The organism is Desulfobulbus sp. (genome assembly GCF_030824455.1).
Taxonomy (GTDB): Bacteria; Desulfobacterota; Desulfobulbia; order Desulfobulbales; family Desulfobulbaceae; genus Desulfobulbus.
Window position 1 is genome coordinate 1 of sequence record NZ_JAVBXR010000106.1, and the last position, 24,972, is coordinate 24,972.

The window sequence follows — 24,972 nt, forward strand, 5'->3', positions numbered from 1 at the left end:
CTCAGCGCTCAACCAATCCCCCCGCAACCACCGCCCTTGCGGCTGCCCCCGATTGTCCTACCCCTTTTCCTTGACCGCGTTCAACGCCTGCGATCTCGGTTCCCGCGAATACCACAACAATCCCAACGAACAGCCAACGATGCCGGCAATCTCCCAGGGTTTGAGGGCCTCGCCCAGCACCAGCCAGGCCAGCAGCGCCGTGGTCACCGGCACAAAGGACATGAACAGAGCCACGGTGATCGTGCCCAGGTGACGGATGGCGTAGGCCACGCAGATCAGGGCCAGGACGTTGACGATCACGCCTTGATAAATGGCCTGAACCGCCATATCGTGGTAGGAAGCTTGGGCCATTCCGGACGGCAAACAGTACCACAATGGGGTAAACAGGATCACGTTGACGGTTGGCACAACCACCACCACGTCCCGCCAGTTCATCTGCCACAAGCGGATGCCGGTCATGTGGCAGGTGTAGCAGAACGCGGCGATCAGCAGCAGGGCAATTCCGGCCGCCCGGTCGAGTGCGAACACCGAGCCGCCGGTCATGACCATGTTGGCCAGAAAGATAACGCCAATGGCCGCATAGCGATGCAGGGCGATCCGCTGCCGGAACAGCAGCCAGGCGGCCACGGCCCCCATCACCGGCAGCATGCCGTTGACCAGCACCCCGGCGTGGGCGGCCCGCAACACCTTGAGCCCGTAAAAAGAGAGCATGGTGTAGGGAAAGCCGACCCCCAGGCCAATCACCAGATACTGGACAATGCGGTCCCGTTGCCAGGGGTAGCGGACAGTCAACGGCAGCACCGCGATAAAGGCGGTCCAGTAGCGCAGCAGGGTGATGTCGGAGGGGTGCAGTTGGGTGTGAACCCCGTACCGGGAAAGGGTGATCCAGCCGGACCAGATGAAGACCACGGCCAGGCCGGCAAGGTAAGGTTTGAGTGTTTTCATGGGAAGCCAGATACTCCGAAACAGCCCTCCCCGCAAGCCTTTCACAGAATGCGGCAGCCCGCCCGGCGCCGGCGGACCACGCAACCATCAAGGAGACACGCCATGAGCCGCCCCCCGCAGACCTCGCCCCCCTTCCCTTCCCTGACCTTTGACAACCGCTTCACCAGGGAACTGCCGGCGGACCCCATCGAAACCAACAGCCGCCGCCAGGTGGTCAAGGCCTGCTTTTCGCGGGTGCGGCCACAGCCGGTCAGCGCTCCCCGGCTGGTCGCCTTTTCGAGAGAAGCGGCCGGGCTGCTTGATTTGACCGAGGCTGACTGCCGCAGCGAAGCGTTCACCCAGGTTTTTTCCGGCAATCAACTGCTCCCGGCCATGGACCCCTACGCCGCCTGCTACGGCGGCCATCAGTTCGGCAACTGGGCTGGTCAGTTGGGCGACGGTCGGGCCATTAACCTGGGCGAGATCGTCAACCAACAGGGCGAACGCTGGACCCTGCAACTCAAGGGCGCCGGCCCAACGCCCTACTCGCGAAACGCCGACGGCCGGGCGGTGCTGCGCTCCTCCTTGCGCGAATTTCTCTGCAGTGAGGCCATGTTCCACCTGGGTGTGCCCACCACCCGGGCGCTGAGTCTGATCCTCACCGGCGACCCCGTGGAGCGCGACATGTTCTACGACGGCCACCCCGAGGAGGAACCTGGGGCGGTGGTCTGCCGTCTGGCGCCGACCTTTGTCCGCTTCGGCAATTTTGAAATTCTCGCCGCCCGAGGTGAAATTGCCCTGCTCCAACAGTTGGCCGACTTCACCATCCGCACCGGTTTCCCCCATCTGGGCGAGCCCTCGCCCGCCGTGTATGTTCGTTGGTTTGCCGAAATCTGCCGCTCCACCGCCGAGCTGATGGTCCACTGGATGCGGGTGGGTTTTGTCCACGGGGTGATGAATACCGACAACATGTCGATCCACGGCCTAACCATCGATTACGGCCCCTACGGCTGGCTTGAGGATTACGATCCCACCTGGACCCCCAACACCACCGACGCCCAGGGCCGACGCTACTGCTACGGCCGTCAGGCCCAGATCGCCCACTGGAATCTGGCCCAACTGGCCAACGCCCTCTACCCGCTGATTGGCGACACCGCCCCGCTGGAACAGGCGCTGCGCGACTACTCGCTCTATTTCGAGCAGGGCTGGCAGACGATGATGGCCGGCAAGCTGGGGCTGATTGCCTTTGAACCGGCAACCGATCGTCCCCTAGTCGACGATCTGCTCCGGTTGCTGCCCGAAATCGAGACCGACATGACCCTCTTTTTTCGGCGCCTGGCCCTGACGCCGCTGCAGGCATCCGCCGAAGATCGAATGGCTCCGCTGGTTGACGTCTTTTACCGGCCAGAACAGTTAACAGCCGCCTGGCGCGAACGATGGATCGACTGGCTTGCCCGCTACGCCGCCCGCCTCAACAGGGACAACCAGCCGGAAGCCGTCCGCAGGGCGCGGATGAACGCGGTCAACCCGAAATACGTGCTACGCAACTATTTGGCGCAGTTGGCCATCGACAAGGTGATGGAAGGCGAGTATTCCCTGGTGGAGGAACTGCTCGAAGTCCTACGTCACCCCTACGACGAACAGTCCGACAAGGAGCAATTTGCCGAAAAGCGGCCCGAGTGGGCCCGCCACCGGGCCGGATGCTCGATGCTCTCCTGCAGTTCGTGATGGTTGTACGGCTGAGAGCCGGTGGGTTTGCAGCCTGTTGATGGTGGATGCAGCTGCGCAGAACCAGAACCTTGGCTGTCGCCCCCACGTCGCTGCAAAAACCACAGGCTCACAACCAAATCTCTTTTCTGGAGCTTGCGATGCGCACAGTAGCCCCTTCCTGGCAGGCAGTTTTTTTCGATTTTGATGGCGTTGTCGCCGATTCCACCGAGGTCAAGACCCGGGCCTTTGCCGTGCTCTTTGCGCCTTATGGCCCGACCGTGCAGGCGGCGGTGGTCCGCTATCACCTGAACAACGGCGGCATGCCAAGGCATCAGAAAATTCGCCACTGTTTCGAGACCTTGGTCGGCCAGCCTCTTGCCGAGGCCGGACTGCAGCGCATGGGGCAGGCCTTCTCCAACCTGGTGCTCGACGAAGTGGTGGCCGCGCCCTACGTCGCCGGCACCCTGGCGACCTTGCAGCACTTGCAGCAGGCCGGCGTTCCCGCCTTTGTCGTCTCCGGCACGCCGGAGGACGAGATGCGGCTGATTGTTGAACGCAAGGGCTTGCAGCCCTTTTTCGTCGAGGTCCATGGTTCGCCCCGGGCCAAGACCGAGATCATCGAGAACGTCCTTGGCCGCTACGGCTATCTTCCCGAGCGCTGCCTGTTCATTGGCGACGCCCTGGCCGATTACCGCGCCGCCCGCAACACCGGCCTGCGCTTCCTGGGCATAGTCCCTGAAGGGCGCCCGTCGATCTTCCCCGAAGACACGCCGACCGCATCAACAGTCACCACCGCGCTGCCGTAGGCCCCGGCCGCATTCCGCCTTTCCTCCCCAGGCCTGCTCCGGCCGTGAGGTTCGCCTTGACACCAGGGGCTTCTTTTTCTATAGACAGGCTTTGATTCAGCTTTTTGCAGGGGTGGCGCGAGCCTGAGAGAGACCCATTGAACCTGATCCGGACAATTCCGGCGGAGGGAATTGCAAATCTCCCCTTCTCTCTCCCCGCTTTTCCCTCTCCTGTGTTTGCGATTGATCGCCATTCCTTTACCGACCGAGGCCGTCCATGTCCGCACTTGCCGGGAAAACCGCTGAGAACCTGAGCAAAATCAGGAAAACCAAGCCCTTGATCCACAACATCACCAATTTTGTGGTGATGAACTTCACCGCCAACGCGCTCCTGGCCTGCGGGGCCTCGCCAGTCATGGCCCATGCCGACAACGAGGTGGAGGAGATGGTGGAACACGCCGGGGCCTTGGTGTTGAACATCGGCACCCTCTCCGACGCCTGGGTGAGCTCCATGATCAAGGCCGGCCGCAAGGCTTCGGAACTGGGCAAACCAATCATCCTCGACCCGGTGGGCGCAGGGGCCACCAACCTGCGCACCAACGCCGCCAAGGCAATCCTGGCCCAGACCTGGGTGAGCGTGATTCGCGGCAACGCCTCGGAAATTTTGTCGCTCGCGGGTCAGCATTCCGCCGCCAAGGGCGTTGACGCCGCCGATTCGCTTGCCGACGCAGCCCTGGCCGCCGGCGCCCTGGCCCGCGAACTGGGCACAACCCTGGCCATCACCGGAGAAGTCGATCTGGTCACCGACGGCCGGCGCACCCTGACCATCGAAGGCGGCCACGCGCTCATGCCCTACGTCACCGGAACCGGCTGCGCGGCCACCGCCCTTGTCGGCGCCTTCCATGCGGTGGACAAAGATCCGGTTTCCGCCGCCGCCACCGCCCTGGCCTTTCTCGGCGTCGCCGGCGAGACGGCCGGCGCCAAGTCCAGCGGGCCGGGATCGTTCATGATCCATCTGCTTGACGCCCTCTACAGCCTCAGCCCCGACGAGGCGGAAGCGCGCAGCCGGATTCGTCAGAGCTGAAATGATTGACCTTTCCCTCTACCTGGTGACCGACCGGGGCCTCTCCCAGGGACGATCCACGGTTAACGTGGTCCGGGCTGCGGTTCGCGGCGGCGTCACCTGCGTGCAGTTGCGTGAAAAGCACTGTTCCGCCCGCGAATTCATCGCGGAGGCACGGGCGATCAAGGCGCTGCTGGACAGCCTGGAGACGCGCATTCCCCTGATCATCAACGACCGGATCGACCTGGCACTGGCCGTTGGCGCAGACGGCGTCCATCTGGGCCAGAGCGACATGCCCCTTGCCGACGCCCGGCGTCTTGCCGGCAAGGCGATGATCATCGGCGTGTCCGCCGAATCAGTGGAGGACGCCGTCCGCGCCGAAGCCGAAGGCGCAGACTACCTCGGCGTCAGCCCGGTCTTTGCCACCCCGACCAAAACCGACGCGGCCCCGCCCCTGGGCGTTGACGGCGTGCGCAGCATTCGGGCCGCCGTGGGCCTGCCCCTGGTGGGCATTGGCGGCATTCATGCCGGCAACGCGGCAGACATCATCCGCGCCGGAGCCGACGGGGTGGCGGTGGTTTCGGCCATTGTCTCCGCCGCCTGCCCCAAAAGCGCGGCCACGGATCTCAAACACCAGATATTGACAGCCAAACAACAAGGATAACCATGGAACAACACAAGGTGTACCGCCGGGTCCTGACCATTGCCGGCTCGGACAGCGGCGGCGGGGCAGGCATTCAGGCCGATCTGAAAACCATTGCCGCCAACGGCTGCTACGGCATGAGCGTGATCACTGCCCTGACCGCCCAGAACACCCTCGGCGTCACCGGCATCCATGCCGTGCCGGTTGACTTTGTCGCCGCCCAAATGGAAGCGGTGCTCTCGGACATCGGCGTGGACGCGGTCAAGATCGGCATGCTCTTCTCGCCGGAACTGATCCGGACCGTGGCGGAAAAGCTGCGGCAATTCGATGTTCGCGCCATTGTTCTTGATCCGGTGATGGTGGCCCAGAGCGGCGACAAACTGCTCCAGGACGAGGCGGTCGACGCCCTGAAAGAATATCTCATCCCCATGGCCGAGCTGATCACCCCCAACCTGCCCGAAGCCTCGGTTTTGCTGGGCCGCGAGACCTTCACCACCGGCGACATTGAGCGCGCGGCCGTCGAGCTCGCCGCCATGGGCTGCGCCAACGTGCTGATCAAGGGCGGCCATCTGGAAGGGGGCGACAGCGACGATTGTCTCTATCTCGGCGCAGAGCAACGGATTGTCGTCCTGCCGGGCAAACGCGTCGCCACCAACAACAACCACGGCACCGGCTGCACCCTCTCCTCGGCCATTGCCTCGTTCATTGCTCGGGGCGCTTCGGTTGAAAACGCGGTGCGCCAGGCCAAGGACTACATCACCGGCGCCATCCAGGCCGGGGCCGACTACCTTATTGGCCATGGCCACGGGCCGGTGCATCATTTTTTCCGCTGGTTCTAAGCCGCGCGCATGAGTCAATCCCAGAGCTTGGCCCCGGCCATTGTCTTTGACCGGGTCAGCCTGGATTTTGACGGCAAGCCGCTGTTCCAGGAACTGTCGCTGCGGCTGGCGGGCGGGCAGACCACCTGCATCCTGGGCCCCAGCGGCTGCGGCAAATCAACCCTGCTGAAGTTGATCGCCTCCGCCAAGGATTCTCAACATTCTCCTCAATTTTGCGGCAATATTGGGTTCGATCCGCAGCTCCAAGGCGACCGCGTTGTGGCCTGGATGGGGCAGAACGATCTGCTCCTGCCCTGGCTGCCGCTGCTGGACAACGTCCTGCTCGGCGCCCGGTTGCGACGCGAACTGAGCGACGCCCTGCGGCATAAAGCCCTGCAACTCATCCGCGAAGCCGGCCTGACCGGCTATGAACAGGCCCTGCCCTCGGCCCTATCCGGCGGCATGCGCCAGCGCGGCGCCCTGCTCCGCACCCTGATGGAACAGCGGCCGGTCCTGCTGATGGACGAGCCCTTCTCCGCCCTTGACGCCCTGACCCGGGTCCGGTTGCAGAATCTGGCCGCCCGACTGACCCAAGGGGCCACCGTGGTCCTGGTCACCCACGATCCGCTTGAGGCCCTGCGCTTGGGCCACCGAATCATCGTTCTGGCCGGTTCGCCGGTGCAGGTGGCCGCCATGCTCGATCTTGAGGGCACACCGCCGCGCGCTCCCGACGATCCGACAATCACCGGCCAATACGCCGGCTTGCTGGCCCTGTTGATGAACGGCGAAACCGCATGAAGGCGCTGCGTCTTTTCGTCCTGCTGGCCGGCTTGCTGGCCCTCTGGCAGCTGGTCGTCTTCGCGACCAAGGCCCCGCCCTACATCCTGCCCGGGCCGCTGCCGGTGGTCAGGGCCCTGCTCTCCCACCTGCCCCTACTCGGCGGCCATCTCGCAACCACCCTGACCGAAATCCTGCTCGGCCTGCTGCTGGGCACGCTGCTGGGCACGTCCAGCGCCCTGGCGATGATCGTCTCGCCCCTGCTCAAGCGGTGGATGCTGCCGGTGCTGGTGATCAGTCAGGCCATTCCGGTCTTTGCCCTGGCCCCGGTGCTGGTGCTCTGGTTTGGCTACGGCATGGCCTCCAAGGTCGCCATGGCGGTGCTGATCATCTTTTTCCCGGTGACCTCGTCCTTCTACTCCGGCATGCAGCGCACCGATCCAGACCTGCTGGAACTGGCCCGGATCATGGGCGCGCGTCCCCTGGCCGTGCTCCGGACCATCGTTATCCCCTCCGCCCTGCCCGCTTTTGCCGCCGGCGTCCGGGTGGCCACGGCAGTGGCGCCGATCGGCGCGGTGGTCGGCGAGTGGGTCGGCTCCAGTGCGGGTTTGGGTTTCTACATGCTCCACGCCAACGCCCGGATGCAGATCGACCTGATGTTCGCGGCCCTGACCCTGCTGGCCGCCGTCTCGCTGCTGCTCTATTTTGTGATCGACCGTCTGCTCGACAGACTCATTTACTGGCAACCCAACCAAGGAACATCACTATGAAAAAAATCTCCATCTGCTTGCTGTCCCTGCTCTTTGTCGCCCTGCTCTCGCCGCTTGCGCCAGCCAGGGCTGCGGAAAAAATCACCGTGCTGCTCGACTGGTTCATCAACCCGGACCATGCGCCGCTCTATGTGGCGCTGGAAAAAGGCTTTTTCAAGGAACAGGGGCTTGAGGTCGAACTGATCGCCCCCTCCAATCCCAACGATCCGCCTAAACTGGTGGCGGCCGGCAAGGCGGACATTGCCGTCTCCTACCAGCACCAGCATCAGATGCAGGTAGACCAGGGCTTGCCGCTGGTGCGCATCGCCACCCTGATCGCCACTCCGCTCAACTCGCTGGTGGTGCTGGAGGACGGCCCGATTAAGACCATCGCCGACCTCAAGGGCAAGACCATCGGCTATTCGGTGGGCGGCTTTGAAACCGCGCTGTTAAAGGTGATGCTGGAAAAAGAAGGGCTGAAACTGGACGACGTCAAACTGGTCAACGTCAACTTTTCCCTGTCGCCGTCGCTCTTTACTGGTCAGACCGATGCGGTGATCGGCGCTTTTCGCAATTTTGAGTTGAACCAGATGGCGATTGAAAAACGACCCGGCCGGGCCTTTCTGGTGGAGGAATACGGCGTGCCGTCCTACGACGAGCTGATTTTGGTGGCAAACGCCAAGGCAGTGGGCGACCCCAAGATGCGTAAATTCGTCAACGCCCTGGAGCAAGGGGTGCAGTACGTGATCAACCATCCGGACGAGAGCTGGAAATTGTTTGTCAGCCACGGACGGGAGAACCTCGACGACGAGCTCAACCGCCGCGCCTGGAAAGACACCCTGCCCCGCTTTGCCCTGCGGCCCGGCGCCCTGGACAAAAACCGCTACAACCGCTTTGCCGCCTTTCTCCAGAAGGAAAATATCGTGACCAAGGTGCCGCCGCTGGACGCCTGGGCCGTTGAATTGCCGTAATTGACGTAATTGACGTAATTGCCTTAAAACGCCGCCGAAAACAGCGTATCCGAAATCTCAAAGGTTCGGATACGCTGTCGACCTTGAGGAGAGCGGCAACGCCGCTGGTCTCAACAAGAGGCCGTTTTTCCCATGGAGTCGATCACCACGCTTGGAGGGCGTCGCTGAGATCGGCGCGCAACTCGTCCGCCGTCTCGTAAAAGACCTCGGCCCCGACGGAGAAATGCAGCAGGATGTTGTTTAATTTCTCAGGGATATAGGGGAAAATTTTACGCAAATTGACGATTTTGTTCTGTGAGAGCAGCGCAAAATCCGAGGGGACAATCGATTGCAGCACCGCATCCCCCAGGCGCGGATCAGCAAGAATCTCCCTTGGGTTATAATCTCCCTTGCCAACGAGATAGATCAGGATGTTGCCGAGCTCAAGCAGATCAAGGGCAAACGGCTTTTCAGGTAGATAAAACTCATAATCAAAATCGATCCAGTAAAACACGCCGGTGTGGCGATCCACAAAAACATGATCGCGTCTGATGTCGCCATGGCGGAAGCCATTGTCGTGGAGAAAGCTGATGGCCTGCAGGGCTTCGAGAAAGCGGGCCAGTACGCTCGGCAGTTCTTTGTAAAAATAGTCCCGGTGCGGCAGCTCGCTGCTTTGAATGACCTTGTCCAGGCGATTGCCGTTGACCGGAACAATAACCCGCACCAGATTGCCGACCGCGTCGAGCAGGAGTTCCCCCTGCATGAAATGCGGCCGCCCCTGCACCAATTCCAGGATGCGCGCCTCCTTTTCAGGGCTGCGGTAGCAGGGAATGACGAATTCCCCCAGACGGATGTCAAAGGTCTCGTGAAAGACCAATTTCACGATATATGACGTCCCGGTGGCCAGCTCTTCCACCTTGGGAACCCACTGCTTGACCTGCTCGTCGACCCCAAACCGCCCCTCCTTGGTGTAGGAGGTAATCAAAAAATACCGGTCTTCCACCTGGAGAATGTCGCCGTAGTCAATCGAGGTGAAATCGGTTGTGTCGACAAAGACCCGCGAGGCCCGCCGCAGACTCCGGGTGACCCGGTGCTCTTTCAGACAACGGGCGATAGGCTCGGGCAGCGAACTGATTGCGTTGTACCCGGCCATTATCCAATCACCCAGACGGCGATATCCTTGCCGGTATGGATCAGGGCGCTGGAGATGGAACCGAAGAGAAACTCCTCTGCCTTGGGGATGCCCCGTTTGCCGACCACGATGGTGCCGTAGCCTTCCTGCTCCTGCATGTCGAGAATCGCGGCGCTGATCGATTTGCGATCCGCCATCAAACACCTGGAGGTCAGGCTGACCGGTGGAACCCCATGCCGCGCGAGGATGGTTGCCGCCCGGTCAAAAAGCGTGCTGGCCTGCTCGTCCTGCTTCTTTTTGTACTCGTCCAGGGACGCCCCGGACCGATAATAATCCGGCGGCGGTTCCGGATAAATGTGCAGCAGGCAGAGAAAAACATCATCCCGCCCGCCAACGAGACTGCCCACATACTCAACCGCGTTGATCGACCGGGGGGAATCATCGATGGCGACAATTATTCGTTTCCAGTCCATAGGTTGGTTTCCTTGCCGCAGATTGGCGGCGCCTGCTTGTTGCCGTCCTCCGGCTGGCTGCTCCGGGTTGGGAGTCGGTTGCGCAAAACCTGTCGCAGTTTTTTGCTCAAGTCGGAAAACCGATAGGGTTTGGCGATGACGTCGCTGAAGCCGTAGCTCTCGTAATCCGCCATGACCGAATTGTTGCTGTAGCCGCTGCTGACGATCACCCGCGCTTGCGGATCAATGGCCCGCAGCTGTTCCATCGCTTCCCTGCCGCCCATGCCGGCGGGGATGATCAAATCCATGATCACCGCGTCAAAGGGCGCGCCGTCTTGCTGGGCAAGCGCGTATTTCTCCAAGGCTTGTTTGCCGTCTTGGGCAAACTCGGCCTCATACCCCATCCCCTCCAGCATGGCCCCGATGACGTCGAGCAGGATTTCGTCGTCGTCCATGACCAGTATCTTGCCGCTCCCGCAATGCAAACCCGCTTCTTCTGGTTCGGACACCGCAACCGGCGCGAGCGAGGCCGGCAGGAACATCGTAAAGGTCGAGCCTGCCCCTTCGGTCGACTCCACGGTCAGGCGGCCCCCATGTTTTTTTGACAATCGAGTAGGCAGAGGTCAGCCCGAGTCCGCTGCCCTTGCCCTTGGTGGTGAAATAGGGATCAAAAACCTTGCCGCGATGTGCTTGCGATATGCCGTCGCCCTGGTCTTTGATGGATATTTTCACATACCGACCGGGCGCAAGCCCCAAGTCGTCGTCTTCGGAGACAACCACATTTTCGCAGGCGACTTTGACGACGCCTCCCTCGTGGGTGGCCTGATCGGCGTTGAGGATGATGTTGGCCAAGGCCTGACCGATCTGCCCCTCGTCTGCTTCAATCTTCCAGAGATCGTCGGCCATGGCGTATTCGCAGGTTGACCTTGTCCCTTGCAGGGTTAAGCGCCCATAGGCCGTGATCAGATTGTCCACGGAAACAGAGTGTTTGACCGGGGCGCCGCCCTTGGCAAAGGTGAGAAATTGCCGGGCGAGCTCTCTGGCGTTCAAGGCCGAGGTTTCCGCAATGGTCAGGCGTTCATAGGCCTTGTCGGTAGGCGCCAGGAACATTTTGGCGAACGCGATGTTGCCCATCACCGCCATGAGGATATTGTTGAAATCATGGGCTATGCCGCCGGCAAATAGGCCTAACGATTCAATCTTCTCGGCTCTCAGGAGTTCTTCCTCGATCAATTTGCGCTGGGTGACGTCTTCGTAGGCTCCTAAAATTCCGATGACGGCGCCGTTGCCGTCGCGCAAGGGGGCCTTGGAGGTCGAGAGCCATATCTGCTTGCCGTCGGGCGTGGTTTGCAGCTCTTCATACTGCAATTTGGCTTTCCCCGAGACGATGACCTCAAGGTCGTCCTGACGGTAGCGGTCCGCTTGGGCTCTCCACCCCATGTCGTAATCGTTTAAGCCAATCAATTCCTCCGGCACGTTCAATCCGGCGTCTTGGGCAAAAAGCGTATTGCAACCCAGGAAGGTCAAGGCCAGATCTTTCCAAAACAGACGGATCGGGATGGTGTCGAGCACCAGTTGAAGCAGATTTTTTGTTTCTTTGGCCCGCTGTTCGCTTTGTTTCAGCGCTTCCTCGGTTCGTTTGCGCGCGGTGATGTCGGTCAGCATGGCAAAAGAACCAAGGAATTGACCTTGAAGCCCCAGTTGCGCCGTGGCGGAGACAAGCGCCCATATGTCGTGCCCGTCCTTGTGGCGCAATCGGCGTTCGAAGACATCGTTTCCGCCTTGCTCTCGTTCCCGCCGACGCCGGGCGCAGTCATCCGCATCGTCTGTAGAGATGAAGTCGGCAAAGGTTTTTCCCGCCATTTCCTCGGGGCCATAGCCCAACAACGCCGCCATTTTGGAGTTCACGTAGGTTGTGCGCCAGTCCTGGTCAAACACCCAGATGCCTTCCTGGGCAGTGTCGACAATGCGGCGATATTGCGCCTCGCGCTCATGGAGGTCGTCTTCGACGCGCTTGCGATCCGTCATGTCGCTGATCACCAACCGGCATTCGAAGGCGCCGGACGCCGTTTGCACGCCAGTGGCGGCTACATGGGCCCAGAACAGGGTTCCATCCTGTTTTGCCATCTGGAGTTCACAGACCTGCGGGGCGCCAATGTTCTGATGGAGCATCTGAAGATAAAAAAAATCCTGGTAGTTGCCGTCAATGTATCGGGCGAACGGTTGATTGATCATCGTTGCCCGGGCAACCCCCAGCAGCGTTGCCGCGGTGAGATTGGCCTCCAGAATCAATCCGTTGGCGGAGAGGGTGCAATAACCGACAGGGGCGAGATCGTAGAGATCAAAATATCGGGCGCGTTCACTGGCCAGTTCTTTTTGCATCCGGCGAAGTTCTTCATTCTGCATGGCCAGTTCGATCTGTTGCACACTCAGTTCACTGCTCATCACGCAGGAATCTTCAGCTGTTTGGGGGTCAATCGCGCCCGCCAAGGCGCCTTCTTTTGCGTTGACCGCTTCCTCGGCCAGCGGACGCAATTGATCGCCCTCGTGTGCTCGGCTCTCCGGGTTGATCATGCAGACACTCCGTACTGTTCGACGTCTCGTCGTATGGGCGGAAGGGGCGTTCAGTTCGCTTCAGGAGCCCCAGGGGAAAGCAGCGGATTGGGCTTAGACCAGAACAGGCGAAATCGTCAGCAAATCGAGGGGGACGGAACGCTTCCCCCTCGATTTGTGCCGAAAAATTTCGCTTATTCGATTTTGATCGTCGAGCGTTTGGTCTTTTCCATTTTGGGGATGGTCAGTTCCAGGACGCCGTTCTGAAAAGTGGCCTTGGCCTCGTCTTCCTTGACTGCGGCGGGCAAGGCAATGGAACGCTGGTAGGAGCCGCGGCAAATTTCCTGGCGGTAATATTCAGCTTTTTCCTCCCTGTTCATAGTGGCCTCAATGGTGAGGACATTGTTGGGGCAATGCTGATATTGATGCCTTTTTATCCACTCGCTGCAACTCTGCCTTAATGAGAGAATTGTCGTCCCGATCAATAACGCCCACACAGGGGGGGGCCTCAAATGACGACATCGAATGGTCCCCGGCCCTCTCCCGTCCCCCAAAGCAAAGTTGATGCCACCAGTGCCCAGGACGGTACTCCTCAAAGAATCGATCCATTTCCTTGAATAAACCAGCCTCGGACAAGAGATCCAAACCCTCAACGGGCGAAGGCAGATCTGGCGGCGGCTTTTTCTGCACTTGCTGTATTTTTTTCGTTTTTTCATTCATGGTTCGTGCTCCGTGCTTATCGGCCTTAGCGGCCTCATTTCGACCGTCAAGGCGCCTACGACATGGCTATCGGCTCGCCTGGTTTGCAGTCGCTGCGCCAGCAACAATCCTCCTGATCGCAGAACGGCTGATCCGTCTTAAAACAGGGGATATGTCCTTCCTGCTCCTGGATATATCGAATCAGTTCTTTTTTGTTCATCGCCCCAGGGTCCAGGCGCTTCTTTTTCGCTATGTCTCGAATGGCGTTAAGATGCACAAGCAGATCCTCCTCTTTCCCAGTGACTCTTCAGGCAACACCCGCTGATGCGGACCCGCTGCTTTGCAACGGCAGGTTGGTTTTCAGGCCCTGCGCCTGAAAGATTCCTCTGGCAACTTCTCCCGGAGCCCAAACCGCGTTAGATGGCGCTACAGGGGTTGCACCGCCGCATTGATCGGAGCGTTGAGCGAATAACCGCTGTCCCCTTTGTATGGGTTGAAAATAAGAACCGGGCAGGCCGCTCTCTTCAGCACCCGTTCAGCAACGCTGCCTAACAGAATTTTTTCAATGCCCTGGGCGCCGTGCGTGCCCATGATGATCATGTCGATCTTTTGGTCCCTCGCATATTCCACAATGCTGTCCGCCGCGTTGCCCCGAAGCACCACACCGTCGCAGAACTGACAGGACGCTTTGATTTTTGTGATAAATTCGGTCATTTTTTTCTGGGCGCGGCCAAACAATTCCTCATCCGCCTGCAAAAATGAGGTGGAATCGACGTCAGAATAAGCAACAACCTGCGCGAATTGCTCAACCACATGAAGGAAGGTTGTTTTTGCTCCAAGTTTATTCGCAACACCGACGGCAAAATCAGCCAAATCATCGGTATGCTGATGAAAATCAACCGGCACGATAATCTGTTGAATGTCTGACATATGCTCCTCCTTGGAAAATGCTGAGTAAGAGCCCCACGCCATCCACGCCAAATCGGCGAGGACCGCTGCGGTTCCTTTTTCCCTGTTCTTCCTAAAAAAAACAATAGATCACTGGAATCGGTTTGCACATAGAGGATAAATAATTACAAAATGGATACTGTATATATCCATCACAACCAGCGCCTTGCTCCCCGCCCGCTCTTCGCTTCATTGTTTGTTGTTGGCAAGAATGTCCTGAATGTCCACCATCTGTTGCGCAAAACAATCCGGGCAACAGCCATGAGAAACGTGGACGCCTTGCATCCTGAGAAAATACTCTTCCAGGCTGTACCAATGCTCTTGGCCATGCTCAATCCGCTGGTCGACTCGTATTTTCTTACAGTAACTGCAGACAGGCAGGATTCTCTCGTACAGGCGCACTTTTCGCTGCAGGTCTTGTTTGGCAAAGCAGTTGGACATCCTGTACAGCAACTCATCGGCATCGCACGGCTTCTGCAAAAAATCATCAGCGCCCAGTCGCAGGGCGTCGACGGCGGAATCAACGTCCGCGTATCCGGTCAGGATGATCACCATAATATGCGGATCCTTACGCTTGGCCTCCTTCAGGACCTGAAAACCATCGCGGCCGGGCATCATTAAATCGGTGACGACCAGATCCCAGGAGCCGCTCTCGATCTTGGCGACAGCCTCATCGCCGTTGGTCGCCAAGCTCACCTCAAGGTTGAGGTTGTCGCTTGTTAATTCCCGGGCAAGGCTCTCAAGAATGATCGGTTCATCATCGACAAGCAGTATTGATTTATGATCCATGGATTCCGTCCGCACCCCGTACATGCCCTGGTGTTGCCCATGTCGGTTCTTCTCTGGCTGATCTGTCGGGTGGATACTGCGAATACTATGACGCGCGGCATACAAAAGGACAATGGGATAAAATCAGCTATTTAATGGACAAAAAACTATCCATTGGTGGCGTTCGAGTCGTATTCCATTTCAAAAGTGCGTTGTGTTTGTTTGTCAAATAAAGGCGAGATCTCCCCCTTCGGTCGAGATGACAAAAATGAACGTTGGTCAAGGGATAAAACAATCGTTATTCAGGAGTTTCTTTGGGGCTGTCGACGAGCACAGCGAGGAGAAATCTCGCAAAGATCCTGAGATTTCTCCCTGCGGTCGAGATGACACACCTTCGTCGGCGATGTTTTGCGCTGTGCATCATGCTTCACTTGATTTTGAAAAGAATGAGACGAGGGACAGGCGAGAAACGATTGCGGAGGAACGGAGCGGGATAAGGCGATTGCCAGGGGAATTGTTTGGGTTGCGGGGTGATTATGGATGCTGCTGATTGCCGTCCAACGCCTTCCTGACCAGCGTGGCGAGCTCTTTCCGGGTCAACGGTTTCAAGGCAAATTCCCGGACACCCAAAGCTTTGACCTGTTCCTGGGTAATCAGGGTGCTGTGGCCGGTGCACAGGATAATGGGGATATGTGGGCGGATTTGCAACATCCGCCGAGCGAGATCGATCCCGGTCATACCCGGCATGGTCTGATCGGTGACGACCACATCAAACTGATCAGGGGTATTCTGAAAGGCGGCGAGCGCCTCTTGACTGCTGGTGTGGATTTCCACTTGATAACCAAGTTGTTCAAGGATTTCCTTGTTCATCTCGGCCAGCATCACCTCGTCGTCAACATAGAGAATCCTCTCCTTGCCCATGGGAATCATTTCCGCAGGCTGCAAAGGCGCATCCAACGCCTGTTCGACGGCGGGAAAATAGACCTCAAAGAGCGTTCCTTTGCCCAGCTCGCTGGTGCAGTCAATAAAACCGCCATAGCTGGAAACGATGCCATGGATAATGGCCAGCCCCATGCCGGTGCCTTTGCCGATCTCCTTGGTGGTGAAGTAGGGGTCAAAGATTCGGGCCTTGATCTCCGCAGGGATGCCCGGACCTGTGTCGCCGACCGCCAGCATGACGAATTTGCGCGGTTCCATGGCCCACTGTTGGCCAAGATCGTCCCGACCGAGTTCGCGATCCGTCAGGGTGACGTCGAGCTTGCCGCCTGTGTGCTCCATGGCGTGGAAGGCGTTGGTGCACAGATTGACGACAATTTGGTGGATATGGGTTGGGTCGGCCAGAATAAGACGGGAGGAGTCGATTGTATGCTTGATGACGATAGTGGACGGCAAGGTGGGACGAAGGAGTTTGACCGCTTCCTTGACAATCTGGCCCGGCCTGAGGGGAACGCGCTCGCTGTCGGTCTGGCGGCTGAAGGCAAGAATCTGCCTGACCAGGGAGGCGGCCCTGTCGCAGGCCTCCAGAACTTTATCCAGACTCTTGCCGGCAAGCGATTGCTGTGGAAGCGCCCTTTTGGCGAGTTCGGTATATCCGAGCACTGCGCCCAGGATGTTGTTGAAGTCATGGGCAATGCCTCCAGCCAAGGCGCCGATGGCCTCCATTTTTTGCGACTGGACCAGTTGCCGCTGCAGATTTTTCCGCTCTTCCTCGGCCCGTCTGCGTTCGGTGATGTCGCGAAATTCGGTGACTCGGACCAATCGCCCCTTGTAGGGGATGGTGGAGCCTCGAACATTGAGGGGAAACACGGTGCCGTCTTTGCGCAGCCCTTCAATGTCGTAGGCCTGCTCAACCTGCTGACGAATCTTTTCCAGCACCGTTTCACGCCAATGCGGCGCAATCAGCTTGAGCCCATCCATGCCGATCAACTCCTGGCGAGAGTAACCGGTTATGTCGGCAAGACCTTGGTTGCAGTCTAAAATCACGCCTTGATCATGGATCACAATGCCGCCGAAAGAGGCGTCATGAAGCACGCGAAAGCGTTCCTCGCTTTCCCGCAATGTTTCCTCGGACTTCTTTCGTTCGGAAACATCACGGACAACCCCTATCGCATGCCATCCCCGTTGATCCGGATGCGCCGCAAGAGAGAGCTCGATAGACAATTCGCGGCCGGTTTTATGGCGGGCCTGGAGCTCGATGGTTGCACCGACGGCTTTGCCCTGCCCTGTTTGCAGGTAGCGGGAAAAAGCCGCCTGAAACGCTTGCTGGTAACGCTGAGGCGCAATCAGCTGATGGAGGTTCATGCCGACCGCTTCATCGCTGGTGTAGCCGAACATCCGTTCCGCGGCAGGATTCCAAAAAGTGACCAGGCCCCTCTCGTCCATGGCAACGATGGCCTCGTTAACGGTTTCGGTGATGGCTCTGAGCCGGGCCTCGCTCTCCCGCAAGGCGCTTTCAGCGCACTTTCGTTCCGTAATGTCCCGCCATACGCAGTGACAGATTGGGCGTCCATGGAAATCTACAGCCCGCGCCAGAACCAGGACATTCCTGAGTTCACCGCTCCGGGCGCGGTGCATGGTCTCGAAATCAGCCTTCCCGTCCCGCATCACCTGGGCAATACGCGCCCCTATGTCTTCGCGGGTCTCCATCGCTTCGACGTCAGCCACGCCCAGCTGTGCGAATTCTTCCCGGGAATACCCCAGTTGCCGGTGTGCGGCGGTGTTGAAATCCAGGAATCGTTGCGTCTCAGGATCAAGAATCAACACGCCGTCAGGAGACTGCTCAAATAAAACCCGCCGGCGCGTCGACTCTTTTTCCAGGGCCTGTTCCACCAGCTTGTGCTCGGTAATGTCGCTCAGCGCCATCCGGCATTCGGGCGCGTTGCCGTCATTGGGCGCCAGCGAGGATTCAAGCCGCGCCCAGAAGGGGGCGCTGTTGGCGGGCAACAATCGCAGTTCGCAGGCCTGCGGGGCCGCCGTCTGGAAAAGTTGCTTGCAGTGCAGATAAAAAACGTCCTGATCTTCTTTGCAGATGAAGCGGGTTATCGGTTGATCGATCAACTCTTGCCGAGCGACGTTCAGCAAGGTTGCGGTGGTCAGATTGGCGTTCAGGATGCTACCTTCTTGCGAAAGGGTGCAATATCCCACAGGCGCCACGTCATACAGGTTGCAATATCGCGCTTGCGAGATTGCCAAATCCGATTGAGCCCGGCGCAACTCCCCGTTTTGCAGTTCGAGTTCCACCTGATGCGACTGCAGCTCGTGGAGCAAGGCTTGTGTCTCTGCAAGCGACAGAGCCGCGAGATTTCCCTGCGCCAGGAGTTCGTTGACGCGCTGCTTCAGGTTGGCCTGTTTGCCCGGCTGACCGTCATTGTCGCAGAATGCATCGTCACTGTTCATATCGTGCCCTTGTGGGGTTTCCTGTGGCGCATCGAGGCATGCGGGAAGATCATGCCTCTATTTTACATCATGTCGGCCCAAAAAACAGCACGCCGATGAAAAACGCTGGGCGCCCCGCGCCGCGTCATGCACCGGCGCACCGCGCGGAACACTTCAGACCCGGTTGGATGCAATTGCGTTCTGTTGGCCCTTAATGGGCAGCCGGACAGTAAACGTCGCCCCGTGCCCTGGCTGGCTGTCGACCCGAATCTCTCCCCCGTGGTCTTTGATGATGCCATAGCTGACCGACAGCCCCAGGCCGGTGCCCTTGACTGCGGGTTTGGTGGTGTAAAAAGGCTGGAAGATCAACTCCATCATCTCCGGCTGGATGCCAATGCCGGTGTCTTTGATCGCCACGGCCACCTGATCGTTTTCTTGCCAGGTGCTCACGGTAATCACGCCGCCGGGTTGTTGGCACGCATCCGCCGCATTGGTCAGCAGATTCAGAAAAACCTGTTTGATCTGGTCGGGAACCGCCATGATCTGCGGCAACTGCTCGGCATAGCCGCGCACCACAGAAATTCGCTTGCCCCGAAAATCACTCTTATGCAACAGAAGCATGGAATCAAGCGACTTATGCACATCCATCAGCATCTTGCGGCCTGAGGAAGGACGATTGAACTCCTGGAGACTGCGAATCAATTCTTTGATCCTATCACCCTCGCCCACTGCGGCCTCCAGCAGGTCCCGGTCTTCTTTTGCCAAGATCGCCCTTTTTTTAACCCCTTTGAGGATGGAGAGAATGCCTTGCAAGGGATTGTTGAATTCATGGGCGATGGAGGCGGACAACTTGCCAATGGCCGAAAGTTTTTCCGCATGCAGATACTGCTTCTGGGTTTCCTGCAGCTCGCGGGTTCGCTGTTCAACCCGTCTCTCCAATTCGGAGTTGGCGAGTTTCAGTTGTTCCTGCATCTGCATCAGCTCGGAAATGTCGCGAAAAACGCCCACAACCTTCCTGAATTGCCCCTCGTGGGCGTCAAATGGATGCACCGAAACAACAGCGGGGAACCGCTCCCCTGATCGACGGCGCAGGGGCATGTCAAACGATTGCATCGACTTCCCTTGCGCAAATTTCCTCACCCTGGCCGGGATGATCTCAACCAGTTCCGGGGGATAAATGAGCGCAATGGAGCGGCCGATCGCCTCCTCCTGCTGGTAGCCGAACATTTTTTCCGCGCCGGCGTTAAAAACGGCAATGCGGGCGTCGCCGTCTTCCAGGTTGCAGACAATGAGGCCAACGCTGTCAAGGGCCTGGTAGACGGATTGGAGGTTGTCCGCCTGCTCCTTGAGCATGGCGTTGGCCGCCTGCTGCACCTGGAGCCGTTGTTCTTCGCTGTGCCGCAAGGCCGCTTCGACCCGCTTGCGTTCAGAGATGTCGCGGGCGGCAAAAAAAATGATGTCCCGGCCCCTGAGCGGGATGGTGCGGCCGGTGATTTCGACCGGGAAAATGGTTCCGTCCTTTTTGCGATGATGCCGCAAAGGGATATTGAGCAATGTATTGGGAGCGCCTCGCGCCTTCCGGACGCTTTCGAGCGTCGCCTCAGGGTCAACGGCAAGATCGAGACAGCGCATGGCGAGCAGCTCCTCTTCGCTGTATCCGTAGAGTTCGGTTGCCCTCCGGTTCACTTTGACGATCTGCAAGGTTTCGGGATCAATCAGGAACAACGCGTCAATCACCGATTCAAACAAAAGGCGGTAACGCTCGTCGCTTTCCCGCAGGGCCTCCTCGGCTTGCTTGCGCTCGGCAATCTCCCAACTAAGGTCGGCCAGGGCCGTCACGGCTTCCACATCATCATCGTTGTAGTTGGTTGCCTTGTTGCCCACGCCGAGCAGTGCGACAACCGCGTCGCCGCGCAGCACCGGAACCACCAGTTCGCGAACGACCGGGGCGTGGCCGGGGGGCAAGCCCTTGCGATGCGGCAGCGCGGCGTAATCGTTATGGGTCACCGGTTTGCGTTGATGAAGACAGTTCACCCAAACCCCTGCCTGGCTCACCGGATAATGCAACCCGGCCCCCTCGGCCTTGCACATGTGCGCCAAGGTGTTGGTTGACCAGGCATGGAGGGTCAGGGTCGCCTGATCCGCTTCCATGAAATGATATAACCCGATTTGACTGTTGGTCAGCGCCTCGGCCTCGTCAAGCGTGGCTTGGAGCAGTTCGGCAAGGGTTTGCGAGCCTGCCGACTGCAGGAGGCGCAATCGGGCCGCCATCACCGCTTCAATGCGCTTTTGTTTGCTGATGTCCCGAATGGCGACAAACACCACCTGGCGGCCGCCAAAGGGGATGGTCCGACCGGTGATTTCGACCGGAAAAACAGTGCCGTCCTTTTTGCGGTGCAGCCGCAGCGGGACCGTGGTGATCCGACCAGGAATTGCCATGGTCTCCTGGAGGACGCGGCTCGTCTCCTCCGGCTCGGCCGAGAGTTCGACGCCCTTCATGGCGAACAGTTCGTCCTGGTCGTATCCGTAGAGCGCCACCGCTCGTCTGTTGGCATTGACGATTTGCAAGGTGTCAGCGTCAAAAAGGAACAGGGGGTCAGACGCCGCTTCAAACAACAGCCGATGCCGTTCCTCGCTTTCCCGCAGGGCGGTCTCGATTTGCTTGTAGGGGGTGAGGTCGAGGTCGATGCAAAACAGTTCTGACCCCCGCCCGGCAACCTGGACGACGGCATGGCTGGAATAAACCGCCACGCGGGAACCGTCCTTGCGCATCAACGACAATTCCGCAGCCGGGATCGGTTGCCCGGTCTGCGCCATCTGCCGTATCGCCTGCTCGACCTTTTCCCGCATCTCGGGCGGAATGATCAAATCCGTCAGGTTGCGGCCAAGCGCCTCGCGCGCGCTGTAGCCGTACAGCCGCTCGGAGGCTTCGTTCCAGTGTTGCACCGTCCCGTCCGGACCGTACCCTTGAATCGCAACCGATTGCACGTCGTGCAGCACCTTCCGGAAACGCTCCTCGCTCTCGCGCAACGCCTCTTCCGTCTGCTTATGCTCGGTGACGTCCGACAGTACAACCCGGCATACCGGCGCACCCTCGGTCTGCGCCGGGATGACCGTGGTCACCAGATGCGCCCAAAAAACGGTGTGGTCCGGCCTTGCCATCCGCAATTCGCACATGCAGGGTTTGCCGCTGTCGGTTCCTTGTCGGCAGTGGTGGTGAAAATGATCGCACTCTTCAGGGGTGAGGATAAAGCGGGAGAAAGGCTGGCGGATCAACATGCTGCGGGGAACCCCCAACAGCGTTGCGGCAGTGAAGTTGGCTTCGAGGATGACTCCAGCGTCGGAGAGGGTGACGTAACCCACCGGAGCCAGATCGTAGAGGTCGAAATAGCGTTCTCGCACGGCGTCGAGTTCGGCGTGGGTCCGGCGCAGTTCCTCGTTTTGCATTTCCAGTTGGATCTGATGCACCCGCAAGTCATGAAAGGTCTGCTGCAGTTCTTCAAGCGACAGGGCCGCGATATTGTCTGCGGGCAGCCCTTCTTCCCGGGCCTTTGCTTCGGCCTTTTGGCGGAGCATGGCGGCGTGCTTGAGGTGAAAATCTTTGCTCGTCATGACGAGGCCTCCTTGTTGCCGGCGAATTTTTCCTTTCGTTCCGTGGTCGCGATTGCATAGATCTGACCGGCTTTGTTCACCAAGGCCGTGGCCGTGACGCACACGTCGATCACTGCGGCGTCCTTGGTCAGCCGCTGGGTGCGATACGGCTCCACGCTCTCGGAGCGGCTCAGTTTCCGCATCTGCGCGAGTGTTTCCTCTTGGAGCGCGGCGGGAACAAGGTCGCGGACATTCATCGCCAAGGCCTCTGCTTCGCTCCAGCCGTAGATTCGGGTCGCCGAAGGGTTCCAGGCCAGAATCCTCCCCTCAAGATCCTGAACCGTAATGGCGTCGTGGGCGTCATGGACAACCACCGCCAAGCGCCGCAAAGCATCCTGGGCCTCTTTCAGCTCTGTTGTGTCCACAAAGGTAATCACCGCGCCCTCAATCACATTTTCGAGCGTGCGGTAGGGCTGGATGCGCATGGCGTACCACCGGCCCTCGGTGGTCAGCACCTCAAGTTCGTGTGGCTTCAAGGTGTTCAACACCGCCTGCACGTCGGCCACCAAGCGATCATAGTCGACCATATTGGAAGCGAGATGGCCCACCGGGCGACCGACGTCGCTGGGGATCAAATTGATCAACTGGGTGGCGGCAGGGGTAAAGCGCAGAATGCGCAGCTGATGATCGACAAACACCGTGCCGATGCCGGTCCCGGCCAGCAGGTTGTTCATGTCGTTGTTGGCCCGCGACAGGTCCGCCACCTTGATCTGCAGTTCGTTGTTGACCGTGCTCAGTTCCTCGTTGACCGATTGCAGCTCCTCCTTGGAGGTCTCCAACTCCTCATTGGCGGATTGCAGCTCTTCGTTGATCGACTGCATCTCCTCGTTGGAGGATTTGAGCTCTTCATTGGAGGTTTCCAATGCCTCGTTGGCCGTCTGCAGATACACCTCTTTGGCGAGCAGTTCCTGCCTGAGGGCTTCGATGCGGATGTCGGCGTCTGCAGCGAGACCCTCCTCCGTAGCGGCGAGCAAAATCGCCGGCGACAGTTGCTGGGGGGTCCGGCAACGGCGCGTCCTGGAGAACAACCAGATACAGTTGCTCCGCCGACGGCGCAGCAACGCTGGTCACGGCCGGGGCAATGGTCAGGTTGACGGTGGTGAAGTCGCCGTTGGTTCGCACCCGCAGGCCAAATCGGCGCACGGTGATTTTCTCCCCGGCCGCCTTGTGCAGGCAGGTAGTTAAATCCCGACGCAATCCCTCGCGCGCCATCTTGAGGATGTTGTTGACCCCGGCCTCGCCGGGCGCGAGTTCCAGATACATCCCGGTGCGGCCGTGGAGGTAGAGAATATCGCCCTGTCTGTTGACCAGGGCCGCCGCCGGGGCAATCTGCTTGAAAAGTGTTTGCTCGGCGAGTTCACGCAGCGGCAGCTTCACGTGCCCTCCTCTCTGTTCTGTGATCCGGGGACGCTCCATGGGCAGCGTCGCTAAGAGCGGCACGAAGCGGTTCAGCGGTAAGCGTTGTGCGCTGTGGGCGCCTTCTTGACGTTGATAAATTTTTGCCGTTCGGTCGATCACGGCAAAGTAATCGCCCAAATCACCCACAGTTTCCGAAGTCCCCAACAGGAGGAACCCACCCGGGTTGAGGGCGTAATGAAACAGAAGAATCAACTTTTTCTGCAAATCGCCGCCGAGATAGATCAATAAATTGCGGCAACTGATGAGGTCCATTTTAGAAAAAGGCGGGTCTTTGAGCACGTCCTGTTCGGAAAAAATCAGCATGTCGCGGATGCTTTTGTGAATGCGGTAGGAGGCTCCGTCAGGTTCGAGCGTGAAATAACGCGCCAGCCGTGCGGGCGAGACGTCGGCGCTGATTCCAGCCGAGTAGATTCCGGCCCGCGCCGCGGCAATCGCCCGGTTGTCGATGTCGGTGGCAAAAATCTGAATTTTGTAATTTTGCTTCACTGTTTCCAGGTGTTCCTGGAGGAGGACGGCGAGCGAATAGGCTTCCTCGCCGGTGGAGCAGCTCGGCGCCCACACCCGGATCACGGCGCCGGCGGGCTTGCCGGCAAACAGGGCGGGCACGACCTGTTGCTCAAGAAACTGGAACACTTCCGGATCGCGGAAAAAATTGGTCACCCCGATGAGCAGGTCGCGGAAAAGGGCCTCCACTTCCGCCGGCGTCTGCTGGAGCAGCTTGACGTAGTCGTCCGCCGATTCAATCTGGTGTATGGCCAAGCGCCGTTCAATCCGGCGAAGGATGGTGCTGGGTTTGTACTGGGAAAAATCGTGGCTGGTTTGGTCGCGCAACAACACAAAAATTTTTTGCAGGGTGTTTGCTCTCCTAATCGCCTGATCGGCGATTGCGCTCAAGGGCTGGTTAAACGCGTGAGCCGTGTAGGCATTGAGTTGGCCGGGCATTTCGGCCGGCGAAAGCGCGTAGTCCACTACTCCCGTGGCCAGGGCGCTGTGCGGCATGCCGTCGTATTCGGTGGATTCGGGGGTTTGCGCCAGCACCAGCCCCCCTTCCGCCTTGATCGCCCGCACCCCCTGGGCGCCGGCGCTGCCGGTTCCGGAAAGGACAATGGCAATGGCCTGTTCGCCCTGATCCTGCGCCAGGGAACGAAAGAAGAAATCAATCGGGAGGCGTTGCCCGCGCGGCGCAGAGGGCTCCAACAATTGCAGCGTGCCGTTGAGCAGGGCCATGTCGCGATTGGGAGGGATGATATAGGTGCAATTGGGACGGACCCGCATCCCGTCTTCCGCCTCACAGACCTGCATGCGCGTATACCGGCGGATGATGTCGGTGAGGATGCTCTTGTGGTCCGGCGCCAAATGCTGCACCAGGACAAAGGCCATGCCGGGATCGACTTCGGTGGGAAGAGCGGAAAAAAAAGCCTCAAAGGCCGAGAGCCCCCCGGCCGAGGCGCCGAGGCCAACAATGGGGAAACGAGATTCCGGAGGCGTGTCCGGTGCAGCGGCTGGTCGCTGCTTGCCGGGTTTTCTTGGCGCTCTTTTCTTGCCGGTCATAGCAT

At 59.3% G+C, this 24,972-nt stretch carries 22 protein-coding genes and 1 riboswitch; of the genes, 8 read left to right on the plus strand and 14 right to left on the minus strand.

Annotated elements, in window-relative coordinates; genetic code table 11:
• Nucleotides 1-57: 57 nt before the first annotated feature.
• The gene (locus tag RCH93_RS12925; protein ID WP_306548830.1) at nucleotides 58-945 is read right to left on the minus strand and encodes a DMT family transporter; all 888 of its coding nucleotides are present in this window, start codon (nucleotides 943-945) and stop codon (nucleotides 58-60) included.
• A 102-nt stretch (nucleotides 946-1,047) separates the two neighbouring features.
• On the opposite strand from RCH93_RS12925, the gene RCH93_RS12930 reads away from it, so the two are divergent.
• The 8 genes from RCH93_RS12930 (at nucleotide 1,048) to RCH93_RS12965 (ending at nucleotide 8,440) form a co-directional block, all read left to right on the plus strand.
• The gene (locus RCH93_RS12930) at nucleotides 1,048-2,652 is read left to right on the plus strand and encodes a YdiU family protein (protein WP_306548831.1); all 1,605 of its coding nucleotides are present in this window, start codon (nucleotides 1,048-1,050) and stop codon (nucleotides 2,650-2,652) included.
• A 140-nt stretch (nucleotides 2,653-2,792) separates the two neighbouring features.
• A complete protein-coding gene (locus RCH93_RS12935) occupies nucleotides 2,793-3,440 on the plus strand; it encodes an HAD family hydrolase (RefSeq protein ID WP_306548832.1) in 648 nt (215 codons plus the stop codon).
• 98 nt (nucleotides 3,441-3,538) lie between these two features.
• Nucleotides 3,539-3,627, plus strand: a riboswitch (TPP riboswitch).
• 69 nt (nucleotides 3,628-3,696) lie between these two features.
• Nucleotides 3,697-4,503 carry a hydroxyethylthiazole kinase gene (thiM, locus tag RCH93_RS12940; protein WP_306548833.1) on the plus strand — a complete coding sequence of 269 codons (807 nt, stop codon included), beginning with the start codon at nucleotides 3,697-3,699 and terminating at the stop codon, nucleotides 4,501-4,503.
• A gap of 1 nt (nucleotide 4,504) precedes the next feature.
• Nucleotides 4,505-5,146, plus strand: coding sequence for a thiamine phosphate synthase (gene thiE, locus RCH93_RS12945; protein ID WP_306548834.1), 642 nt, complete (start codon nucleotides 4,505-4,507; stop codon nucleotides 5,144-5,146).
• 2 nt (nucleotides 5,147-5,148) lie between these two features.
• Nucleotides 5,149-5,964, plus strand: coding sequence for a bifunctional hydroxymethylpyrimidine kinase/phosphomethylpyrimidine kinase (gene thiD, locus RCH93_RS12950; RefSeq protein ID WP_306548835.1), 816 nt, complete (start codon nucleotides 5,149-5,151; stop codon nucleotides 5,962-5,964).
• A 9-nt stretch (nucleotides 5,965-5,973) separates the two neighbouring features.
• Nucleotides 5,974-6,741, plus strand: coding sequence for an ABC transporter ATP-binding protein (locus tag RCH93_RS12955; protein WP_306548836.1), 768 nt, complete (start codon nucleotides 5,974-5,976; stop codon nucleotides 6,739-6,741).
• Entirely contained in the window at nucleotides 6,738-7,490 is a 753-nt protein-coding gene (locus tag RCH93_RS12960) for an ABC transporter permease (protein ID WP_306548837.1), read from the plus strand. Before RCH93_RS12955 ends, RCH93_RS12960 begins: the two co-directional genes overlap by 4 nt.
• Entirely contained in the window at nucleotides 7,487-8,440 is a 954-nt protein-coding gene (locus tag RCH93_RS12965; protein WP_306548838.1) for an ABC transporter substrate-binding protein, read from the plus strand. Before RCH93_RS12960 ends, RCH93_RS12965 begins: the two co-directional genes overlap by 4 nt.
• Nucleotides 8,441-8,582: 142 nt before the next feature.
• On the opposite strand, the gene RCH93_RS12970 is transcribed toward RCH93_RS12965, so the two are convergent.
• The 13 genes from RCH93_RS12970 to RCH93_RS13030 all read right to left on the minus strand — a co-directional run bounded on the left by RCH93_RS12970 (nucleotide 8,583) and on the right by RCH93_RS13030 (nucleotide 24,967).
• Nucleotides 8,583-9,572 (minus strand): hypothetical protein, encoded by a 990-nt coding sequence (locus RCH93_RS12970; RefSeq protein ID WP_306548839.1) that lies wholly within the window; start codon nucleotides 9,570-9,572, stop codon nucleotides 8,583-8,585.
• A complete protein-coding gene (locus RCH93_RS12975; protein ID WP_306548840.1) occupies nucleotides 9,572-10,024 on the minus strand; it encodes a universal stress protein in 453 nt (150 codons plus the stop codon). Before RCH93_RS12975 ends, RCH93_RS12970 begins: the two co-directional genes overlap by 1 nt.
• The gene (locus tag RCH93_RS12980) at nucleotides 10,006-10,458 is read right to left on the minus strand and encodes a response regulator (RefSeq protein WP_306548841.1); all 453 of its coding nucleotides are present in this window, start codon (nucleotides 10,456-10,458) and stop codon (nucleotides 10,006-10,008) included. The genes RCH93_RS12975 and RCH93_RS12980 overlap by 19 nt, the downstream gene beginning before the upstream one ends.
• On the minus strand, nucleotides 10,397-12,577 hold the full coding sequence (locus RCH93_RS12985; protein WP_306548842.1) for a PAS domain-containing sensor histidine kinase: 2,181 nt from the start codon (nucleotides 12,575-12,577) through the stop codon (nucleotides 10,397-10,399). Before RCH93_RS12985 ends, RCH93_RS12980 begins: the two co-directional genes overlap by 62 nt.
• Before the next feature lie 173 nt (nucleotides 12,578-12,750).
• On the minus strand, nucleotides 12,751-12,936 hold the full coding sequence (locus tag RCH93_RS12990; protein ID WP_306548843.1) for an Hsp20/alpha crystallin family protein: 186 nt from the start codon (nucleotides 12,934-12,936) through the stop codon (nucleotides 12,751-12,753).
• Nucleotides 12,937-12,943: 7 nt separating this feature from the next.
• Nucleotides 12,944-13,276, minus strand: a complete 333-nt coding sequence (locus tag RCH93_RS12995; protein ID WP_306548844.1) for a hypothetical protein — start codon at nucleotides 13,274-13,276, stop codon at nucleotides 12,944-12,946.
• A gap of 55 nt (nucleotides 13,277-13,331) precedes the next feature.
• Entirely contained in the window at nucleotides 13,332-13,532 is a 201-nt protein-coding gene (locus RCH93_RS13000) for a hypothetical protein (RefSeq protein WP_306548845.1), read from the minus strand.
• 149 nt (nucleotides 13,533-13,681) lie between these two features.
• Nucleotides 13,682-14,227, minus strand: a complete 546-nt coding sequence (locus RCH93_RS13005; RefSeq protein WP_306548874.1) for a universal stress protein — start codon at nucleotides 14,225-14,227, stop codon at nucleotides 13,682-13,684.
• Nucleotides 14,228-14,392: 165 nt separating this feature from the next.
• Entirely contained in the window at nucleotides 14,393-14,992 is a 600-nt protein-coding gene (locus RCH93_RS13010; protein WP_306548846.1) for a sigma-54 dependent transcriptional regulator, read from the minus strand.
• A gap of 513 nt (nucleotides 14,993-15,505) precedes the next feature.
• Nucleotides 15,506-18,367: a PAS domain S-box protein gene (locus tag RCH93_RS13015; RefSeq protein WP_306548847.1), complete on the minus strand. Its 2,862-nt coding sequence runs from the start codon at nucleotides 18,365-18,367 to the stop codon at nucleotides 15,506-15,508.
• Nucleotides 18,368-18,520: 153 nt separating this feature from the next.
• Nucleotides 18,521-21,958 carry a PAS domain S-box protein gene (locus tag RCH93_RS13020; protein ID WP_306548848.1) on the minus strand — a complete coding sequence of 1,146 codons (3,438 nt, stop codon included), beginning with the start codon at nucleotides 21,956-21,958 and terminating at the stop codon, nucleotides 18,521-18,523.
• Nucleotides 21,955-22,818 carry a PAS domain-containing protein gene (locus RCH93_RS13025; protein WP_306548875.1) on the minus strand — a complete coding sequence of 288 codons (864 nt, stop codon included), beginning with the start codon at nucleotides 22,816-22,818 and terminating at the stop codon, nucleotides 21,955-21,957. Before RCH93_RS13025 ends, RCH93_RS13020 begins: the two co-directional genes overlap by 4 nt.
• A gap of 25 nt (nucleotides 22,819-22,843) precedes the next feature.
• Nucleotides 22,844-24,967: a chemotaxis protein CheB gene (locus RCH93_RS13030; protein WP_306548849.1), complete on the minus strand. Its 2,124-nt coding sequence runs from the start codon at nucleotides 24,965-24,967 to the stop codon at nucleotides 22,844-22,846.
• Between the last annotated feature and the right edge of the window lie 5 nt (nucleotides 24,968-24,972).

Coding starts and splice junctions, on each gene's coding strand:
- RCH93_RS12925 (WP_306548830.1), bottom strand. CDS start 945: ATGAAAACACTCAAACCTTACCTTGCCGGCCTGGCCGTGGTCTTCATC.
- RCH93_RS12930 (WP_306548831.1), top strand. CDS start 1,048: ATGAGCCGCCCCCCGCAGACCTCGCCCCCCTTCCCTTCCCTGACCTTT.
- RCH93_RS12935 (WP_306548832.1), top strand. CDS start 2,793: ATGCGCACAGTAGCCCCTTCCTGGCAGGCAGTTTTTTTCGATTTTGAT.
- thiM (WP_306548833.1), top strand. CDS start 3,697: ATGTCCGCACTTGCCGGGAAAACCGCTGAGAACCTGAGCAAAATCAGG.
- thiE (WP_306548834.1), top strand. CDS start 4,505: ATGATTGACCTTTCCCTCTACCTGGTGACCGACCGGGGCCTCTCCCAG.
- thiD (WP_306548835.1), top strand. CDS start 5,149: ATGGAACAACACAAGGTGTACCGCCGGGTCCTGACCATTGCCGGCTCG.
- RCH93_RS12955 (WP_306548836.1), top strand. CDS start 5,974: ATGAGTCAATCCCAGAGCTTGGCCCCGGCCATTGTCTTTGACCGGGTC.
- RCH93_RS12960 (WP_306548837.1), top strand. CDS start 6,738: ATGAAGGCGCTGCGTCTTTTCGTCCTGCTGGCCGGCTTGCTGGCCCTC.
- RCH93_RS12965 (WP_306548838.1), top strand. CDS start 7,487: ATGAAAAAAATCTCCATCTGCTTGCTGTCCCTGCTCTTTGTCGCCCTG.
- RCH93_RS12970 (WP_306548839.1), bottom strand. CDS start 9,572: ATGGCCGGGTACAACGCAATCAGTTCGCTGCCCGAGCCTATCGCCCGT.
- RCH93_RS12975 (WP_306548840.1), bottom strand. CDS start 10,024: ATGGACTGGAAACGAATAATTGTCGCCATCGATGATTCCCCCCGGTCG.
- RCH93_RS12980 (WP_306548841.1), bottom strand. CDS start 10,458: ATGGACGACGACGAAATCCTGCTCGACGTCATCGGGGCCATGCTGGAG.
- RCH93_RS12985 (WP_306548842.1), bottom strand. CDS start 12,577: ATGATCAACCCGGAGAGCCGAGCACACGAGGGCGATCAATTGCGTCCG.
- RCH93_RS12990 (WP_306548843.1), bottom strand. CDS start 12,936: ATGAACAGGGAGGAAAAAGCTGAATATTACCGCCAGGAAATTTGCCGC.
- RCH93_RS12995 (WP_306548844.1), bottom strand. CDS start 13,276: ATGAATGAAAAAACGAAAAAAATACAGCAAGTGCAGAAAAAGCCGCCG.
- RCH93_RS13005 (WP_306548874.1), bottom strand. CDS start 14,227: ATGGCGTGGGGCTCTTACTCAGCATTTTCCAAGGAGGAGCATATGTCA.
- RCH93_RS13010 (WP_306548846.1), bottom strand. CDS start 14,992: ATGGATCATAAATCAATACTGCTTGTCGATGATGAACCGATCATTCTT.
- RCH93_RS13015 (WP_306548847.1), bottom strand. CDS start 18,367: ATGAACAGTGACGATGCATTCTGCGACAATGACGGTCAGCCGGGCAAA.
- RCH93_RS13020 (WP_306548848.1), bottom strand. CDS start 21,958: ATGACGAGCAAAGATTTTCACCTCAAGCACGCCGCCATGCTCCGCCAA.
- RCH93_RS13025 (WP_306548875.1), bottom strand. CDS start 22,818: ATGCAGTCGATCAACGAAGAGCTGCAATCCGCCAATGAGGAGTTGGAG.
- RCH93_RS13030 (WP_306548849.1), bottom strand. CDS start 24,967: ATGACCGGCAAGAAAAGAGCGCCAAGAAAACCCGGCAAGCAGCGACCA.